The organism is Streptomyces sp. HSW2009 (genome assembly GCF_040240285.1).
Taxonomy (GTDB): Bacteria; Actinomycetota; Actinomycetes; order Streptomycetales; family Streptomycetaceae; genus Streptomyces.
Map to the genome: position 1 here is coordinate 1 of NZ_JBEHZD010000113.1, position 17,268 is coordinate 17,268.

Genomic DNA, 17,268 nt, shown 5'->3' on the forward strand with positions numbered 1-17,268 from the left:
GGGGGGCGCCGGGCGGGGCGGGGGGCCGGGGGGGGCGCGGGGGGGGGGGGGGGGGGGGGGGGGGGGGGGGGGGGGGGCGGGGGGGGGGCGCCCCCCCCCCGGGGTGGTCGCCTCGTCCGCGCCGGGCTCCGGTACGAGTACCTCCTGAGTCTTGGAAGGGGTGGCCGTCCAGCCCGCGCAGTACAGGGACAGCTTGGCCGTCATGTTGATCCAGAGCAGCAGCGCGATCGGCGTACCGAACGCGCCGTACATGCTCTTCGCCGCCACCCCCTGGAGGTAGCCGCTGAGCAGGTACTTGAGCAGTTCGAAACCGAGCGCCCCGATCAGCGCCGCGACGACGACGGCGCGGCGGGGCGGCGTGACGCCCGGGAGCCAGGTCAGGACGTAACACAGCAATAGGAAGTCGGCGGCGACCGCGGCGGCGAAGGCCGTCAGCCTGAGCAGCCAACTGCCCACGCCGCCCTCGGGGATGTCCAACTGTTGGGCGGCCCACCCCACCGCCGTGATCGCGAACGTCGAGACGGCCAGCGACCCGAGCGCCACCCCACCGAGGCCCAGCAGGATGCCGCCGTCCTTGAGCTTGCGGAGCACCACGTTGTCGTGTTCGTCGTCCAACTCCCACACGGCGCGCAGGCACTCGCGCAACGAGCCCACCCACCCGATGCCGGTGAACAACAGCGCCGCGCCCGCCAACACCCCGACCGTGGCGGCGTTCTCCACCAACCCGCTGAGGTCGAGTTGCCCCGAGATTCCCGGCACCTGGTCGGCCAGCTTGCCTTCCAGGTCACGCATCTTGGCATCGCTGAGCACCGCGGCACCGATCGCCGCACCCACCGTGATCAGCGGGAAGATGGCCAGGAAACTGATGAAGGTGATCGCGGCGGCCAGCCTGGTCCAGTGCACCCGGTCCAGGGTTTCGTACGTCCGCCATGCGTGGGTACGCATCAGCCGCGCCACGATCGGGCCGATCCACGGCACTCGGGTCAACCAATCCATGGACCTTTTCTACCCCTATTCACATATTTATTCCTATCTCGTTCGACTGGGACGCTTGCCTGGCCCGTTCGGCTGGACAGCTCGTCCGGCCCGTTCCACCGGGCCGCACGTACGGGGTTCCGGGCCGCACGTACGGGGTTGGGGCGCTACGGCTTGGGCGGGGCGAGAAGAGCGGCATGGCGTGGGAGCGGGGCAGTACGGCTTGGGGGCGGGGTGAGAACGGAGCGGTACGGCTTGGGTGGAGCGGTACAGCTTGCGGGTGGGTGGGCTGGTTTTTTGGGGCGCCGTCGCGCACATGGGTCGGCTCACCCACGGTGCATCCGGCCCACCGCGTCGCGCCTGGCGCTCCGTGCCGCGTCTGCCCTCAGCCAGGGCGGCTATCCCTGTGCCGTGCCTCCTTCCGTCCGGGTCACCATGCTGAGCTCCGGGGGTAGTGGGCGGGCGTGCACGATGTGGAGTCGGGACACCGCCCTGGTGAGCACCACGTACAGCCGGTGGAGCCCCCGCGGTTCGGCCGCGACGATGTCCGCCGGCTCCACGGCGATCACGTGGTCGTACTCCAGGCCCTTGGCGATCGACGCGGGCAACAGCGTCACCCGCCCCTCCGCGTCCGCCGCGCTCCCGCCACGACCACCGGCGCCACCACCGTCACCGTCACCCGTGACGGCACCAACCCCCGCGCCGCCCCCACCCCCACCAGCGCTCTCCACACCGTCCGGTGTGGCCGTCGCGATGCCCGCTGCGCTCAGGGCCTGGCGCACGGTCGCCAGCGTGGCGTCAGCGGATATCACGCCGATCGAACCCGCCGTGGGCAACGCCCTTCGCACCGCCGCCACCACGCCGGCGGCTATCTCCGGCACCGGGCAGACCCGCAGTTCGCCGTCGGCGCGCAGCGAACGGGCCGGGGGCACATCGGCCGCCAGATGCGTCAGGAGTTCATTGGCCGCCGCCACGATGGCCGCCGGCACCCGGAACCCGATGGTGAGGGGCGCCACCGTGGCGTTCGGCTTGCCCAGGTGGGCCAGGTGGTCCGGCCAACTCCGGGCGGCCCAAGGAGTAGTGCCCTGGGCCAGGTCGCCGAGCACGGTGAGCGAACCGAAGTCGCTGCGCCGGGCCAGTACGCGGCACTCCATCGGGGACAGGTCCTGCGCCTCGTCGACCACGACGTGGCCGTAGCCCTCCGGGCGTTCGATGAGGCCGGCCACCTCGTCGATCAGCACCAGGTCCGCGGTCGACCACTTGGCGCTCTTGACCGAGCGCGGTGGCTTGGCCCAGCACAGGGCGGCCTGTTCCCCATCGGTGAGCAACCCGTCCGCGGCAGCCCGCACCAGGTGCGGGTCACCGAGCAGCTCCGCCACCACTTCCTCGGGGCGCACCGCGGGCCAGGCCGCGTCCAGGAACTCCTTGACCGCCCGGGAGCGGCTCATCCGCCGCACCCACTCCTGCGGCGGGGGCCCCGCGCGCCGCTCGACCTGCCGGCGGACCAACTCCATCGTGCGGGAGCGCACCCATTCGCGTCCCGTGGCGTAGGGCGGGGCCTGCTCCTGGACCTGGGTGACGACCTCGTGCAACTCGTCGGCGCTGACCCGCCACCGGTAGGTGCCGTCCGGGATGGCCAGGGATTCATCCGGCGGGCGAACCCGCTGGTGCAGGGCCCGGGCGAGGACCTGGGCCATCCGGGCGTCGTGTTTGACGGAGGCCGCCGCCACCCCGTCCTCGGCCCGCACCGGGAACCGGTCGACGAGGTCGCCGACCGTGCACTGTCGTACGTCGATCTCGCCGAGGGCCGGGAGCACTTCGGCGATGTAGCGCAGGAACGTCCGGTTGGGTCCGACGACCAACAGGCCGCCGCGCTGGATGCGTTGGGGATAGGTGTAGAGCAGGTACGCGGCACGGTGCAGCCCGACGGCCGTCTTGCCCGTCCCCGGGGCGCCCTGGACGCAGACCGAGTCGGTCAGCGGGCGGCGTACCAGCTCGTCCTGTTCGGGCTGGATGGTGGCCACGATGTCCCGCATCGGGCCCACCCGTGGCCGTTCGATCTCGGCGGCGACGATACGGCTCCCGGTGGCCGGGAACCCGGACCCGCCTGACGTGGCGTCCGGCGCCACGCCCGACCCCGCGCCCGCCCCTGGTTCCAGCGCTGGGTCCGACGCTGGGTCCGGCACTGGGCCCGATGCCGGTCCTGCCGCCGGCAGCGGGTCCTGCCGCACGCCGAGTCGTTCGTCCTCCAGGCCGGTGAGGTCGGCCGGCTCGCCCTTGCTCGCGGGGGCCCAGCCGAATCGGCGGCGTACCGCCACTCCCTGCGGATCGCGGGGCGATGCCTGGTAGAAGACGCGGGAGACCGGCGCCCGCCAGTCGATGACCAGTGGGGTCGCGGTGGCGTCGGCTGCGACGTGGCGGCGCCCGACGTAGTACCGCTGGCCACGGTGGTCGCCCGCCCCTGGGGTGCCGTCGAAGTCGAGCCTGCCGAAGAACAGCGGACCCTCCGGCTCCTCCGCCAACTGTCGGGCGTAGCTGCGGAGGTAGCGGCCGAGCACTTCGGCGCTCGCCCCGTCGCCGGAGACGTCCTCGCCGAGCTTCACCTGTCGCCGCGCCGCCTCGACCATACGGGCCAACGTCGCTCGGCTCGCCTCGATGTGGGCCCGTTCCGCAGCGAGTTCACCGGCCAGCCCGCCCGGGGGGGGGCCCGGGCCCCCCCCCGGCGCCCCCCCCCCCCCCCCCGGGGGGGCCCCCCCCCCCCCCGCCCGCGCGCGCCGCGCCGCCCCCCCCCCCCCCCCCCCCCGCGCCCCCCCCCGCCCCCCCCCCCCCCCCCCCCCCCCCCCCCGCGCCCGCTCCCCCTCGGCATGCGTCGCCCCGCCCCCGGAGGCCGGCGCGCTCTCGGCAGCCGACCCGCCACCAGCGGGCAGGCCACCGTCGGATGGCGACTTGGGGCCGGGCGTGGCGGTGGCCAGGCCGTCGGAAGGTAAGGACACGTCGGTACGCCTTTCGCATGGTGGTGGTGGGCAGTTGGCCGGTGGAGGGGGCGGAAGAGAACGGAGACGAGGGGAGCCGGCGGGCGAGAAGGGAGCGGGAGCGTCGGACGCAAGCTGGCACGTGAGGGAGGTGGGGATAGGTGGGTGCGGGCAACAGGCGACCGCGGGCCCCGCCCCGCCATGAAGCCCCGCCACCCCGCCCCCGAAGGCAACACCTGACGCCCAGGCGCAGCCGCAGCCCCGCCCCGCGTCGCACCCCGCCGTCCCGCACTCCCCGAGAGCAACGGCCGAAGCCCCAGGCGCAGCCGAAGCCGCAGCCCTAGCCCGAAACCACAAGACGGCAGACAGAACAGCCACCAGGGCCAGAAGAGCCAAGGGGCAGCCCCGGCAAGGGCCGGGGAGGGGCCGGGGGTAGCAGTGGTCAGCGCCCAGGGGCCAGCGGCTGCCGAAGCACGGTCAGGGCTACCGGAGCCCGGGTCCGTACTAGCGGGGTGCTGGGGAGCCGAGGAGCGCGAAGGCGTGGTCGGCCGCTACGACCGCCGAGGGGTAGACGGCGTCGGCGCTCTCCCCATCGGCTATCCGTCGCCAGTTGTCGAGCGCCAGGATGCGCTGGGCGGCCGTGACCTGGCCGGCGGTGAGGCGGGCCGTCAGGGCCTCCAGACGGGTCGGCTCACCGGGCCCGGGGAGCTCAGGATCGGCCTGAGCGGTGGCCGAGGTCGTGGTGGCGGCGTCGGTTGCCGCTGACGCTTCGGTGCCGGAGGCCACCGCGTACAACGTGCGGGCCAGGGTCTCTTCGGCTCGCGTCGTGTACTCGTACAACCGGGCGACCAGGGTGGGCGTGCCGTACAGCAGGCGGTGGTAGGCGAGGACCTCGGGGGCTTCGCACAGGCCCGTGACCGGGTCGCGGGCGTCCAGGCCGGCGCGGAAGTGGGCGTGCAGGGCGGCTATCGGGGTCTGGCCGGGCGCGCGGCCCGCTACGACCCGGCTGGCCTCGCCCTCGTGGTCGGCGAAGCGGTACAGCGCCAGGTCTTCCTTGGTGGGGAAATACCGGAAGAGGGTGGGCTTGGAGACCAGCGCTGCGGCTGCCACCTCGGCGACCGAGACGCGGTCGAAGCCCTCCTTGAGGAAGAGCTCGATCGCGGCGTCGGAGATCGCCTGGTAGGTGCGCTGCTTCTTGCGCTCGCGAAGGCTCGTCTGACCGTCCATGGGGACAGCCTACCGAAAACGTGACTCGGTTAAAAGTGTTGCGACTGGCCTTTTTTTACTCGGTCACGTTCAGAGGTTCATCGCGCACCGGCTCACGGCGAGTCGCCTGGCGCGGGAAGACCGGGCCCTGCCCCTGTCCTCCCGCGAGCCCGAAAGGGTACTCGCGCTCCAGCCGCCAGACGCCGTCAGCGCCCTGTTCGTAGAGGGCGAAGCCGGAGCTGGTCCACGTCGCCTCGTACTCCTTGAGCTCGGCGTACGCCCGGTCCATCGCCTCTTCGGAGATGCCGTGCGCGACCGTGACGTGCGGGTGGTAGGGGAACTGCAACTCGCGGGCGCACGGCCCTGAGGCCGCGCGGACCCGCTCCTGGAGCGCCGTGCACTCCTCCGCGCCCTGCACGATCTTCACGAAGACCACCGGCGACAGCGGGCGGAAGGTGTCCGTCCCGGACAGCCGCATCGTGAAGGAGCCCCAGCCGGCCGCGACCTCCGCGAGGTGCCGCTCGATCCCGGGCAGCGCCACGGCGTCCACCTCGGTCGGCGGCAGCAGCGTGACGTGCGTGGGGATGCCGTGCGCGGCAGGGTCCCCGAAGCCGGCGCGCCGCTCCTGGAGGAAGCTGCCGTACGGCTCCGGGACCGCGATCGAAACGCCGATCGTTACGGTCCCCACTGCGTTCTCCCTTCCGGGCCACTGTCTGGTCGAGCTGTCCATCACACCGCGTGCCTTCATGTCCCTGCCAGGCCGGTCGAGCGCCCGTGTCAGTGTGCCGGCTCGTCGGGCGTCCCGGCTAGGTTCCGCTGATCCCGTGGCCGGGCGGCGACCTCGCGGGGCCGTCCGGGCCGGTGCCGGCGGGCGCCGGGTCCTGACCGCCCACGGCTGCCGGCCGGGCCACCCGCGGCCCGCCGCACCGGTGGCGCCACAGGTGGTCCGGCCCCTGCTCAGTGCTTGGCGGGCAGCAGACCGATCTTGTCGTAGGCCAGTGCCAGCGTCTCGGCCGCGACGGTGCGGGCCTTCTCCGCGCCCTTGGCCAGGATGTTGTCGAGCGTCTCGGGGTCGTCCAGATATTCCTGGGTGCGGTCCCGGAACGGCGCCACCCAGTCGACCACGACATCGGCCAGGTCGGTCTTCAGCGCGCCGTAGCCCTTGCCCTCGTACTTGCGTTCAAGGTCGGCGATGGCGGTGCCGGTGAGAGTGGCGTAAATGGTGAGGAGATTGCTCACACCCGGCTTGTTCTCCTCGTCGTACCGGATCACGGTGTCCAGGTCGGTGACCGCGCTCTTGATCTTCTTCGCGGAGACCTTCGGCTCGTCGAGCAGGCTGATGATGCCCTTCGGCGTGGACGCCGACTTGCTCATCTTGATCGACGGGTCCTGGAGGTCGTAGATCTTGCCGGTCTCCTTGACGATGTGCGCCGACGGGACCGTGAAGGCGTGCCCGAAGCGGCCGTTGAAGCGCTCCGCGAGGTCCCGGGTCAGCTCGATGTGCTGCCGCTGGTCCTCGCCGACCGGCACGTGGCTCGCCTGGTAGAGCAGGATGTCGGCGACCTGGAGCACCGGATAGGTGAAGAGGCCGACCGTGGTGCGGTCCGCGCCCTGCTTGGCCGACTTGTCCTTGAACTGCGTCATCCGGGACGCCTCGCCGAAGCCGGTGAGGCAGTTCATCACCCAGCCGAGCTGCGCATGCTCGGGCACGTGGCTCTGGATGAAGAGCGTGCACCGGTCCGGGTCGAGCCCGGCCGCCAGGAGCTGCGCGGCAGCCAGCCTGGTGTTGGCGCGCAGCTCCCGCGGGTCCTGCGGGACGGTGATCGCGTGCAGATCGACGACCATGTAGAAGGCGTCGTGGGTCTCCTGGAGGGCGACGTACTGACGGATCGCGCCGAGGTAGTTCCCGAGGTGGAAGGAGCCCGCAGTGGGCTGGATACCGGAGAGCGCGCGGGGACGGTCATGGGCCATGCCGTCCATTCTCTCAGGTACCCGACGCGATCACGGCCTCCGGTCGCCGGGGAGGGGGCGCACCGCATCGCCGGCCGGCCCCGTGGAGGTCGGGCGCCCGCACACGCCGGCACGTACCGCAATGCGCTGTCACGGCGGAGGCCGCGGCCCCGCGTGACACACCCCAGAGGCCACATCCGGAATTTTTCTTCGCATTCCCCGCGGGCAGCGATAGAAAGAAGGCTGAGACCGCCCCGACCCCGTAAGGATCTCGACCCCGTAAGGATGGAGCGCACGTGACCGCTAGTGAACGCAGCATCACCGCAGCCGAGGCGCACAGCGCGCACAACTACCACCCGCTGCCCGTGGTCGTCGCTTCGGCCGATGGCGCGTGGATGACCGACGTCGAGGGCAACCGCTACCTCGACCTGCTCGCCGGCTACTCCGCGCTCAACTTCGGGCACGGCAACCGCCGCCTCATCGATGCCGCGAAGGCCCAGCTCGAACGGGTCACGCTGACCTCCAGGGCGTTCCACCACGACCGGTTCGCCGACTTCTGTACGGAGCTTGCCGCGCTCTGCGGCAAGGAGATGGTGCTGCCGATGAACACCGGCGCCGAAGCCATCGAGACGGCCGTGAAGACCGCCCGGAAGTGGGGCTACCGGGTCAAAGGCGTCCCGGACGGCCAGGCCAAGATCGTCGTCGCGGACAACAACTTCCACGGCCGCACCACCACCATCGTGAGCTTCTCCACCGACCCGGAGGCCCGCGCCGACTACGGCCCGTACACGCCGGGCTTCGAGATCGTTCCGTACGGTGACCTCGCCGCGCTGGAGGCGGCCGTCGACGAGCACACGGTGGCGGTCCTGATCGAGCCGATCCAGGGCGAGGCGGGCGTGCTGGTGCCGCCGGCCGGCTACCTGCCGGGCGTGCGCGCGCTGACCCGGGCGCGGAACGTGCTGTTCATCGCGGACGAGATCCAGTCGGGCCTCGGACGCACCGGCCGGACCTTCGCCTGCGAGCACGAGGACGTCGTGCCGGACGTGTACGTGCTGGGCAAGGCGCTCGGCGGCGGCGTCGTGCCGGTCTCCGCGGTGGTGGCCGACCGGGACGTACTGGGCGTGTTCCAGCCGGGCGAACACGGCTCGACGTTCGGCGGCAACCCGCTGGCCTGCGCCGTCGCCCTGGAGGTGATCGCCATGCTGCGCACCGGCGAGTACCAGCGGCGCGCGGCCGAACTCGGCGAGCACCTGCACCGGGAGCTGGCCCTGCTGACCGGCGGCGGAGCCATCAGCGCGGTGCGCGGGCGCGGCCTGTGGGCCGGCGTGGACATCGATCCGGCCCTCGGCACCGGCCGCGAGGTCTCCGAGCGCCTGATGGCCCGCCGAGTCCTGGTCAAGGACACCCACGGCAGCACCATCCGCATCGCCCCGCCGCTGGTCATCAGCAAGGAAGACCTCGACTGGGGCCTGGAGCAACTGCGCGCGGTGCTGGACGCGGCGCGGTAGGGCGAGCGGCACGCGCGGGCCCGCGCGCGTCAGCCCGTACGCGTGGGGCGTCACGCGGGCCCGCGCGCGTGGGTCGGCTTCGGCTCCCCAAACCCGGCCCACCCGGTTCGGGACTCTCGGTACGCGCAGGCCCGCGCGCGTGAACCGGTCTTCGCTCCCTAAACCCGGAGCACCGGCCAAGGCCCGCGACACGTGCGGGCCCGCGCGCGTCAGCCCGTACCGGCACGCGTACGCCCGTACCTGGGAGTCGGCACGCGTGGGCCCGCGCACGCAAGCCCGTACACGTGGGGCAGCACGCGCAGGCCCGCGCGCGTAGACCCCACCGGCGTGAGCCACTCCCGCGGGGGCCCGCCCCCGCCGCCGGTCCCCGCCCGCTAGTCCGGCAGCGCCCTGCACAGCGCGTCCAGCGCGCCCGCGTACGCGTGGTCGGGTGGTGAGCCGTAGCCGACGACCAGGGCGTCGCCCATGACGTCGTCGCGCGGGGCCGGGGCGTCGCCGGTGCCGGCGCCGAGGCGGTAGCGGCGCAGGCCGTCCAGGGCCAGGCCCTGCCAGGCGGCACCGTTGATCACCGACTGTTCGGTGCCCTGCGGCAGTTCGAGGACGGCGTGCAGGCCGGCGGCGATGCCGCTGACCTTGATGTGCGGGGCGCGCTCGGCCAGGGCGGTCACGAGTTGGTCGCGGCGACGCTGGTAGCGCTGGCGCATGCCGCGCACATGCCGGTCGTACGCGCCCGACGTGATGAACTCCGCCAGCGTGAGCTGGTCAAGGCCACTGGTCTGGAAACCGGGGCGGCGCTTGAGCTCGGCGACCGCGGCGAACAGCCGCTCCGGCAGCACCAACCAGCCCAGCCGCAGCGCCGGCGACAGGCTCTTGCTGGCCGTCCCCATGTACACCACATGCTCCGGGTCCAGGCCCTGGACGGCCCCGATCCGCTGCCCGTCGTACCGGAACTCGCCGTCGTAGTCGTCCTCCAGGAGCACGCCGCCGCACTCCACGGCCCACTTCACGGTCGCCGCGCGCCGCTCCGCCGGCAGCGACACGCCGAACGGGAACTGGTGCGCCGGCGTCAACAGCGCCGCCCTGGCCCCGGTCGCCGACAACTCCTCCGTACGCGGCCCCTGTTCGTCGAAGCCGACGGCCACCGTGCGCAGCCCGCAGCCGGTCAGCAGGTCGCGGTGGATGTCCAGGCCGAAGGACTCGACGGCCACCAGGTCCGCACCGGGCCCGGCGCCCGGCAGCCGCGCCGTCGCCCCCAGCACCTCGCCGACCAGCCGCAACCCCTCCGACAGGCCCGAACAGATCAGGATGCGCTCGGGCGCCGCACGCACGCCCCGGGCGCGCGCGAGGTAGTCCGCCAGCGCGCGGCGCAGTTCGGGGCGGCCCGCAACGTGCGTGCCGTAACCGAAGGCGTCGTTGGGCGCGTGGGTGATGGCCCGGCGGGCGGCCGTCAGCCAGGCCGCGCGCGGAAAGGAGGACACGTCAGGCGAACCCGGCATCAGGTCGTAGACCGGAGCGGGAGCCGGCCTGACCGGCGGGCGGCGCACCGGGGCGGGGGGTTCGATGCGGGTATCGGAGGCGACGGCCCGTTCGGCGACGCGGGTACCCGAGCCCTGACGGGCGGTGAGCCAGCCCTCGGCAACGAGTTCGGCGTACGCGTCGGCGACCGTGTTGCGGGCAATGCCCAGGTCGGCGGCGAGGGTGCGGGAGGAGGGCAGCCGGGTGCCGGCGGCCAGCCGGCCCGAGCGCACCGCATCGCGCAGCGCGCTCATCAGCGACGCCCGGACACCCCCCGTTTGGCTCAGCTCCAGGTGCAGGTCACTGCCGACGGCGAAGTCGGCCTCCGGTTCCGGTGGCACCTGACTGGCCCAAGAATCTGCCATGGAAATGGACCATACCCCTGGGCTACTGCCGCCGTAGCGTGAGGGCATGTCGACGAGCGAAACGGCCCGGAGACGGGAGCAGAGGATGGCACTGCCCGCCCTCGCCCCCGAGTTCTACAAGGCCATGATCAATCTTGACGCGGCGGCCAGGCGGCGGCTCGACCCCGCCCTGATCGAGCTGGTGAAGATTCGCACGTCGCAGATCAACCACTGCGCCTTCTGCATCACCATGTACACGCGGGACGCCCGGACGGAGGGAGAGAGCGAAGAGCGGATATACCTGCTCAACGCTTGGGAAGAGTCACCCACGTACTTCACCGCCAAGGAACAGGCGGCGCTCGCGCTGACCGAGGCGGTCACCGTCCTCACCGACGGATTCGTACCGGATGCGGTGTACGACCGGGCGGCCCGGCACTTCGAAGCCGCCGAGCTCGCCCAGCTCGTCAGCCTCATCATCACGATCAACGCGTGGAACCGGATCAGCGTGACCACGCGGATGTCCCCCGGCAACCCGCCTTCTGAGGAGCTGTGATGTCTTCCCCCACCACCGCCGCCGCCTTCCTCGCCCTGCACCAGGGCCGCGCCCCCGGCGACCCGCTGATCCTCCCCGGCCCGTGGGACGCGGCCAGCGCGCGGGTCTTCGCCGACGTCGGCTTCCCCGCGCTCGCCACGCCCAGCGCGGGCATCGCGGCCTCGCTCGGCTACGAGGACGGCGGTGGCACGCCGGTGGACGAGATGTTCGCGGCGATCACCCGCATCACCCGGGTGGTTGACCTGCCGGTGTCGGCCGACGTCGAGGACGGGTACGGGCTCGCGCCGGCCGAACTGGTCGAGCGGCTGCTCACGGCGGGCGTGGTGGGCTGCAACCTGGAGGACACGGACCTCGCGGCCAAGCAGCTCAAGGACCCGCAGCAGCACGCGGACTGGCTGGCGCAGGTCCGCGAGGCGGCCGGTGACCAGCTCGTCATCAACGCCCGCGTCGACACCTTCCTCAGCGGCGACACCACCGCCGACGCGGCGATCGAACGGGCCCGGCTGTACCTGGCGGCCGGCGCGGACGTGATCTACCCGATCCTGGCGCCGGTCGAGCTCGTCAAGGAACTGGCGCAGGGCATCGACGCGCCGCTCAACGTGGCCTTCCTGCCCGGCGGTCCGGCCCCCGCGCAACTCGGCGAACTGGGCGCGACGCGGATCACCTTCGGTCCCGGACTGTTCCACGAGGCGATGGAAGCGCTCCGTGGCCACGCCGAGCAACTGCGCTCGGCCCAGCCGCGGGCGTAGCCCCACAGCGGGGCGCCGGACACGGGGGTTCTGGCGCCTCTCCGCCCCCCCCGGCGCTCCCTCCGGCGGCGGGGGCCCACAGCGGGCCGGTGGAACGGGCGCGTACGGACGGGGGATGTGCGTACGACGGGGGCCGTTCCACCGGCCGATGAACGGAGCGCGGGTCGCGTGGATGCGCGTCCTACGGTCCACGGGCCGGGTCCGTACGGATTCGCCGTGGGCAGCGGCAGCACACGGCCGCAGCCCGCGGTTCGGGCCCAGGGGGGGTGCCACGCCTGCGGGGGCGGCGTGGCCTACGGGGAGCCGCGCGCCGCCTGGTCGGGGCGCGGCAGTACGGGGGAGAACGGGGGAGGTCCGGCCGTCTGAGAGGTGCCGGACCACACGGTGCCGCGCCGCCACGGGGGGGGCACGGCACAACGGGGAAGCCCCGCCGCCCGCAAGGGCAGTGGTGGGGCGCTCGGTCCGACCGTCCAGCGGACGGCCGGACCACGGGGTCAGGGCCCTGGTCAGGCGACTGGCCCCAGGAAAGGACCGCGGTGCACGGGGGTGCCGCGGCGGGCCGTCGGGGCAATCACGTTGGTGGTTGTCTCGGCGGCTCTTTTCTGTTTCTTGCTGCTGGTGGGTTGGTTTATTGCGGGCTGTTGGTTGTTGGTTATTGGTTTTTGAGCGTTGGCTTCTGATCGTTGCGGTGTGTTGCTTGTCGCCCGTTTCCTTGCGGGCTGGTGGTCGGTGCCTGTTTTCTTCCTTGGTACCTGCTTTGCGGCCTGGCCGTCGGCGCTCGCTCCTTGCGGTGTTGTGCGGGGGTGCAGGGGGGCGTGCGGGGTGTGTGCCAGTCGCTGCGCGAGGCGCCGTACGAGATGCGGAATGGGATACGCCGGTGCGGCTTGCCGGTGGTGCGGGTTGCGGATGGAGTGGGTTACGGATGGAGCGCGTTGCGGATGGAGTGCGTTGCGGATGGCGTGCGTTGCGGATCGTGGATGTCAGTCCGTGGGCGCGGGCGCGCAGGCTCAGCCCGTGAACCAGCGGACCGGGCGCGGCGCCAGGTTCTGGTAGATGTGCTTGGCCTCGCGGTATTCGGCCAGCCCGGTCGGGCCGAGTTCCCGGCCCACGCCTGACCTGCCGAATCCGCCCCATTCGGCCTGCGGCAGGTACGGGTGGTAGTCGTTGATCCAAACGGTGCCGTGCCGCAGCCGCCCCGCGACCCGGCGGGCGCGTCCCGCCTCCGCGGGCCAGACGGCGCCGGCGAGCCCGTACTCGGTGTCGTTGGCCAGCGCCACCGCCTCCTCCTCGGTACGGAAGGTCTCGACGGTCAGCAGCGGGCCGAAGGTCTCTTCGCGGACCACCCGCATGTTGCGGTGGCAGTGGTCGAGCACGGTCGGGGCGAAGAAGAAGCCGGCGGCGGGACGGTGCGCGGCGGGCTCGGGTCGGCCGCCGCCGCAGCGCAGCACCGCGCCATCGGCGAGCGCCGACGCGACGTACGCCTGGATCTTCTCCCAGTGCTGGCGGGAGACGAGCGGGCCGCACTCGACGCCCTCCTCGGTGCCGCGGCCGAGCTCGATCCGCTCGGCGCGGCGGGCGAGTTCGGTCACGAAGCGTTCCCGTACCGACTCTTCGACGATCAACCGGGAACCGGCCGAACAGACCTGGCCACTGTGGATGAACGCGGCGTTCAACGCCTGGTCGACGGCGGTGTCGAAGCCCTCGTCGGTAGCGCAGGCGTCGGCGAAGACGACGTTGGGGTTCTTGCCGCCGAGTTCGAGCGCGACCTTCTTGACGGTGGCGGCAGCGGCCCGGGCCACCTTCGTACCGCTGACCAGTCCCCCGGTGAAGGAGACCAGGTCCACCTGGGGGTGCTCGGCCAGGCGCGCGCCGACCGGGTCGCCGGCGCCGGTGACCAGGCCCGCGACGCCGGCCGGAAGCCCCGCCTCCAGCAACAGCCGCACCAGGTGCACGGTGGAGAGCGGGGTGATCTCGCTGGGCTTGATGACGAAGGTGTTGCCGGCGGCCAGCGCCGGCGCGATCTTCCAACTTGCTTGGAGGAGTGGGTAGTTCCACGGGGTGATCAGCGCGCAGACGCCCACTGGCTCGTACGCGACCACGCTGTGCACCTCGGAACTACCCGCGTCCACGACCCGGCCGGCGCCTTCGCTGACGACCAGATCGGCGAAGTAGCGGAAGGCGGCGGTCACATCGTCGACGTCGACCCGGCCTTCTTCCAGGGTCTTGCCGGTGTCCCGGCTCTCGACCAGCGCGATCGTCTCGCGATCACGCTGGAGGAGATCGGCGACGCGGCGCAGGAGGGCGGCGCGTTCGGAGACCGGCGTACGGGGCCAGGGGCCGCCGTCGAAGGCCCGGCGCGCCGCGGCAACGGCCAGGTCCACGTCCGACCGATCACTTTCAGCCACTCGCGCGAGCGTCGTCGCGTCCGCGGGGTCCCACACCTCCCGCTGGGCGCCACCGAGGGCCGCTCGCCACTCTCCGTCAACCTGGATGGACTCGATCGCCGACACGGTGGCCCGCCTTCCACTTCTCCCGGGATTCCTGCTGGTCACAACAGCAACCGAAAGCCCTCCCCGGAAGTCATATAGGTATGCGGCTGTGACTGAAGAAAGTCCCCTGCCTCACGATCCGTAGGCAGTCCGCGCGAACTTTGACTAGTAAAGAACTGATAAATTCACCTCAGCCAGTCACCACAAGCGGAGGAATCTCGCCATGAAGAGGAAGCACGGCGTACTCGCCGCGGCGGTATGTGTCATCGCGGCGCTCGGCGTCACGGCCTGCGGCAGCGACAGCAAGGACGACAAGGCATCGCAGGAGCCCAAGAACGAACTGGCCGACCTCACGGCGCAGCAGATTTCAGACAAGGCCAAGGACGCGCTGCTCAAGGCGACTTCGCTGCGCATGAAGATGGACCAGGGCACGGGCACCGAGGGCCTCAAGATGAACCTGGCCCTCGACAACAAGGGTGACTGCAACGGCACCGTGGGCGACGGCGCCGGCGCCAGCTCCGAGATCATCAAGGCCGGCAACAAGGTCTGGATGAAGCCGAACGAGAAGTTCTGGCAGCAGCCCGACGTCGCCGGCGGCAAGGACGGCGCCGTGGCGGCCCAACTGCTCAAGGGCCGCTACATCCACGGCACCACCGACAACGCCATGCTCAAGGGCAACGCTGACATGTGCGACCTGGCCTCGATGCAGTCCGGCATGAAGTCCTCGGACGACTCGAAGGACAAGCTGACCAAGGGCGAACCCACGAAGATCGGCGGCCAGCTCGTCGTGCCCCTGAACAGCCCCGCCGAAAAGGACGGCGAGAAGCAGACCATGTACGTCGCCGCCACCGGCACCCCCTACCCGGTGAAGATCGTCGTCGAGGGCGGCAGCGAACCCGGCACGGTGGAGATCAGCGACTACGACAAGCCCGTCGTCACCACGCCCCCGCCCGCCACCGAGGTCATCGACGTGGACAAACTGGAAGCCCAGCTCGGGGGGTAGTTCGGGGAGTAGGGGGGCGGGGCCGGGTTGGTTGGGTTGGTTGGGTTGGGGTTGCGGGGGCCCGGGGGTGGGGTGGTCGGGGCTGGAGGTTGGTTGTGGGGTGGGCGGATTGTGGAGCGGATTGGCGGGGGTTGGCCCATCGGCGGTGAGTGGTCGTGGGACTGGGTTGAGGTAGGGCTCGGGTCTTGACACCTGGGGGGGGCTCCCCCTCCCCTCCCCCCCACCCTCCCCCGCTCCCACCTCCGCCGACCCCATCCCGGCACACAACCCAGCCCGGGCCCACCCCCCAGCACAGCCCGCCCCGAGCCCACCCCACCCCCGCCCCGCCCACTCCCGCATGCAGCCCCACCGCCCGGCCGGCCCGACGCACCCCAGCCCGGCAACCCCACCCCACCCCAGCCCCACCCAGCCAGCCAGCCAGCCACTCCACCCGAGCCACCCCACCGGGCTCGCCCCACCTCAGCCCAACTCAGCCGCCCCACCGGGCCACTCCGGCCCAGCCCACCTCAGCCCAGCCCAGCCCAGCCCAGCCCGCAGAGCTTCACCTCACGTTCGCCGTGCCTCCACCATCGGGTCGAAGTTACCTGCGAGAAACTTGGCATGTGCGATGACGAATACACCCCTCCGCGGCCGGATCTCACCGAACGGCAGTGGCTTGACCTCGATGACAGCATCACCACCACGGGACGGCCGACCCCGGCACCCATAGCCGACGGCGAATCGGGCGTGCGGCGGCGCGCCGTGCTCGGTGGGGCGGTGGCCGGTGCCGCGGCGCTGACGCTGCTGCCCCAGGCGGCTCACGCGGCGCAGGCCGCGAAGGCGAGCGGTACGCCCGTCACCAAGTTCCCGCTGCCCACCAGGCCCGGCCGGGACGGTTCGTATGCCGTGTTGGTCACCGGTGACGCGGGCACCGGCAACAAGGCTCAGTACGCCGTGGCGACCGCGGCCAAGAAGGTGTGCCGTGCCGAGCGCGTCGGGCTGGCCATCGGGTTGGGCGACAACCTGTATGAGAACGGCCCCGAGTCGGCGCACGACGACGAGTTCCAGACCAAGTTCGAGCAGCCCAACACGGGTATCGACGTGCCGTGGCTGATGGTGCTCGGCAACCATGACTGCTCCGGTCTCATCCCCGGCAGCGGCGGCGACCCGTCGCGCGGTGACCGCGAGGTGGCGTACGCGACCACTTCGCGTCGCTGGCACATGCCCGCGCGCTACTACTCGACCGCGCTGCCGGCCGGGCGGGGCGGGGCGCCCGTCGTGGAGTTCTTCGCGCTGGACACCAACCCGGTGGCCTCCACCGTCGCCCAGCTCGACCCGTACTTCCGCTGGAACGGCCCGTACATGCGCGAGCAGCGGCGCTGGCTGGACGAGGCGCTCAGTGCCTCCCGCGCCAAGTGGAAGATCGTCATCGGGCACCACCCGTATCTGAACAACGGCAAGCACGGCAGTGCGGGCAGCTATGACGGGTTCACGATCGGCCACTACACCAGCGGCGTGCACCTCAAGGAGCTGTACGAAGAGGTGGTGTGCGGGCGGGCCGACCTGATCCTGTCCGGTCACGACCACACGCAGCAGATCTTGGAGCCGACGAAGCGCTCGCGCGGGACCCGGCAGATCGTGTGCGGCACGGCGGGCAAGAAGGGCGACGGCAAGGCACACGGCGATCACCCGGCGCGCTGGCAGAACTTCTCCGAGCACGGCTTCATGCTGCTCAAGGCATCTGCGGGCAAGCTGACCGTCGATGTCTACACCGTGGACGTGGACACCGCCACCGCGCACCGTGTGCATACCTTCACCTCCACTTCGAAGTTGCGCGCCCACGCCTGAGGCACCGCCACACCTGCTGCCACACCAACTGCCACGACCAGCCGCCGCGGCCCGCGGGCAGGCCCCCATCGGGCCGTGCCCCCCCCCGCCCCGCGTCCGGGCCCGGGGGCGGGGGGGCCCGCCCGGGGGGGCCCCCGCCCCCGCCCCCCCCCGCGGGGGGGGGGGGGGGGGGGGGGG

General features: G+C 72.0%; 12 protein-coding genes. 5 read left to right on the forward strand and 7 right to left on the reverse strand.

Annotation, left to right across the window (positions count from 1 at the left end; all coding sequences use genetic code 11):
- The 5 genes from AAHZ94_RS11640 to trpS all read right to left on the reverse strand — a co-directional run.
- Positions 1–996, reverse strand: a 996-nt coding sequence (locus tag AAHZ94_RS11640; protein ID WP_349992749.1) for a YihY/virulence factor BrkB family protein, incomplete at its 3' end; no start/stop codon positions are given.
- 377 nt (positions 997–1,373) lie between these two features.
- Entirely contained in the window at positions 1,374–3,665 is a 2,292-nt protein-coding gene (locus AAHZ94_RS11645) for a HelD family protein (protein ID WP_502964646.1), read from the reverse strand.
- A 786-nt stretch (positions 3,666–4,451) separates the two neighbouring features.
- Positions 4,452–5,174 carry a TetR/AcrR family transcriptional regulator gene (locus AAHZ94_RS11650; protein WP_349992750.1) on the reverse strand — a complete coding sequence of 241 codons (723 nt, stop codon included), beginning with the start codon at positions 5,172–5,174 and terminating at the stop codon, positions 4,452–4,454.
- A 55-nt stretch (positions 5,175–5,229) separates the two neighbouring features.
- Positions 5,230–5,841 carry a 2'-5' RNA ligase family protein gene (locus AAHZ94_RS11655; protein ID WP_349992752.1) on the reverse strand — a complete coding sequence of 204 codons (612 nt, stop codon included), beginning with the start codon at positions 5,839–5,841 and terminating at the stop codon, positions 5,230–5,232.
- A gap of 269 nt (positions 5,842–6,110) precedes the next feature.
- On the reverse strand, positions 6,111–7,124 hold the full coding sequence (gene trpS, locus AAHZ94_RS11660) for a tryptophan--tRNA ligase (RefSeq protein ID WP_349992754.1): 1,014 nt from the start codon (positions 7,122–7,124) through the stop codon (positions 6,111–6,113).
- A 275-nt stretch (positions 7,125–7,399) separates the two neighbouring features.
- Between trpS and rocD the strand changes: the two genes are divergently transcribed.
- On the forward strand, positions 7,400–8,611 hold the full coding sequence (gene rocD, locus AAHZ94_RS11665; protein ID WP_349992755.1) for an ornithine--oxo-acid transaminase: 1,212 nt from the start codon (positions 7,400–7,402) through the stop codon (positions 8,609–8,611).
- Between the two features lie 374 nt (positions 8,612–8,985).
- Here the strand turns inward: rocD and pdxR are convergent, their stop codons facing one another.
- Positions 8,986–10,491 carry a MocR-like pyridoxine biosynthesis transcription factor PdxR gene (pdxR, locus tag AAHZ94_RS11670; RefSeq protein WP_349992756.1) on the reverse strand — a complete coding sequence of 502 codons (1,506 nt, stop codon included), beginning with the start codon at positions 10,489–10,491 and terminating at the stop codon, positions 8,986–8,988.
- An 85-nt stretch (positions 10,492–10,576) separates the two neighbouring features.
- On the opposite strand from pdxR, the gene AAHZ94_RS11675 reads away from it, so the two are divergent.
- Both AAHZ94_RS11675 and AAHZ94_RS11680 read left to right on the forward strand, forming a co-directional pair.
- The gene (locus AAHZ94_RS11675; RefSeq protein ID WP_349992757.1) at positions 10,577–11,023 is read left to right on the forward strand and encodes a carboxymuconolactone decarboxylase family protein; all 447 of its coding nucleotides are present in this window, start codon (positions 10,577–10,579) and stop codon (positions 11,021–11,023) included.
- Positions 11,023–11,772 (forward strand): isocitrate lyase/PEP mutase family protein, encoded by a 750-nt coding sequence (locus tag AAHZ94_RS11680; RefSeq protein WP_349992758.1) that lies wholly within the window; start codon positions 11,023–11,025, stop codon positions 11,770–11,772. Before AAHZ94_RS11675 ends, AAHZ94_RS11680 begins: the two co-directional genes overlap by 1 nt.
- Before the next feature lie 1,007 nt (positions 11,773–12,779).
- On the opposite strand, the gene AAHZ94_RS11685 is transcribed toward AAHZ94_RS11680, so the two are convergent.
- The gene (locus AAHZ94_RS11685) at positions 12,780–14,282 is read right to left on the reverse strand and encodes an aldehyde dehydrogenase family protein (protein WP_349992759.1); all 1,503 of its coding nucleotides are present in this window, start codon (positions 14,280–14,282) and stop codon (positions 12,780–12,782) included.
- A gap of 202 nt (positions 14,283–14,484) precedes the next feature.
- Here AAHZ94_RS11685 and AAHZ94_RS11690 point away from each other — a divergent pair, with 202 nt between their 5' ends.
- Positions 14,485–15,264 (forward strand): hypothetical protein, encoded by a 780-nt coding sequence (locus tag AAHZ94_RS11690; protein ID WP_349992760.1) that lies wholly within the window; start codon positions 14,485–14,487, stop codon positions 15,262–15,264.
- Between the two features lie 600 nt (positions 15,265–15,864).
- The gene (locus tag AAHZ94_RS11695; protein ID WP_349992761.1) at positions 15,865–17,091 is read left to right on the forward strand and encodes a metallophosphoesterase; all 1,227 of its coding nucleotides are present in this window, start codon (positions 15,865–15,867) and stop codon (positions 17,089–17,091) included.
- The last annotated feature ends 177 nt before the right edge of the window (positions 17,092–17,268 follow it).

Excerpts from the sequence above, each read along its gene's own strand:
- pdxR (WP_349992756.1), bottom strand. The coding sequence starts at position 10,491 with ATGGCAGATTCTTGGGCCAGTCAGGTGCCACCGGAACCGGAGGCCGAC.
- AAHZ94_RS11690 (WP_349992760.1), top strand. The coding sequence starts at position 14,485 with ATGAAGAGGAAGCACGGCGTACTCGCCGCGGCGGTATGTGTCATCGCG.
- AAHZ94_RS11675 (WP_349992757.1), top strand. The coding sequence starts at position 10,577 with ATGGCACTGCCCGCCCTCGCCCCCGAGTTCTACAAGGCCATGATCAAT.
- AAHZ94_RS11680 (WP_349992758.1), top strand. The coding sequence starts at position 11,023 with ATGTCTTCCCCCACCACCGCCGCCGCCTTCCTCGCCCTGCACCAGGGC.
- trpS (WP_349992754.1), bottom strand. The coding sequence starts at position 7,124 with ATGGCCCATGACCGTCCCCGCGCGCTCTCCGGTATCCAGCCCACTGCG.
- AAHZ94_RS11695 (WP_349992761.1), top strand. The coding sequence starts at position 15,865 with ATGTGCGATGACGAATACACCCCTCCGCGGCCGGATCTCACCGAACGG.
- AAHZ94_RS11650 (WP_349992750.1), bottom strand. The coding sequence starts at position 5,174 with ATGGACGGTCAGACGAGCCTTCGCGAGCGCAAGAAGCAGCGCACCTAC.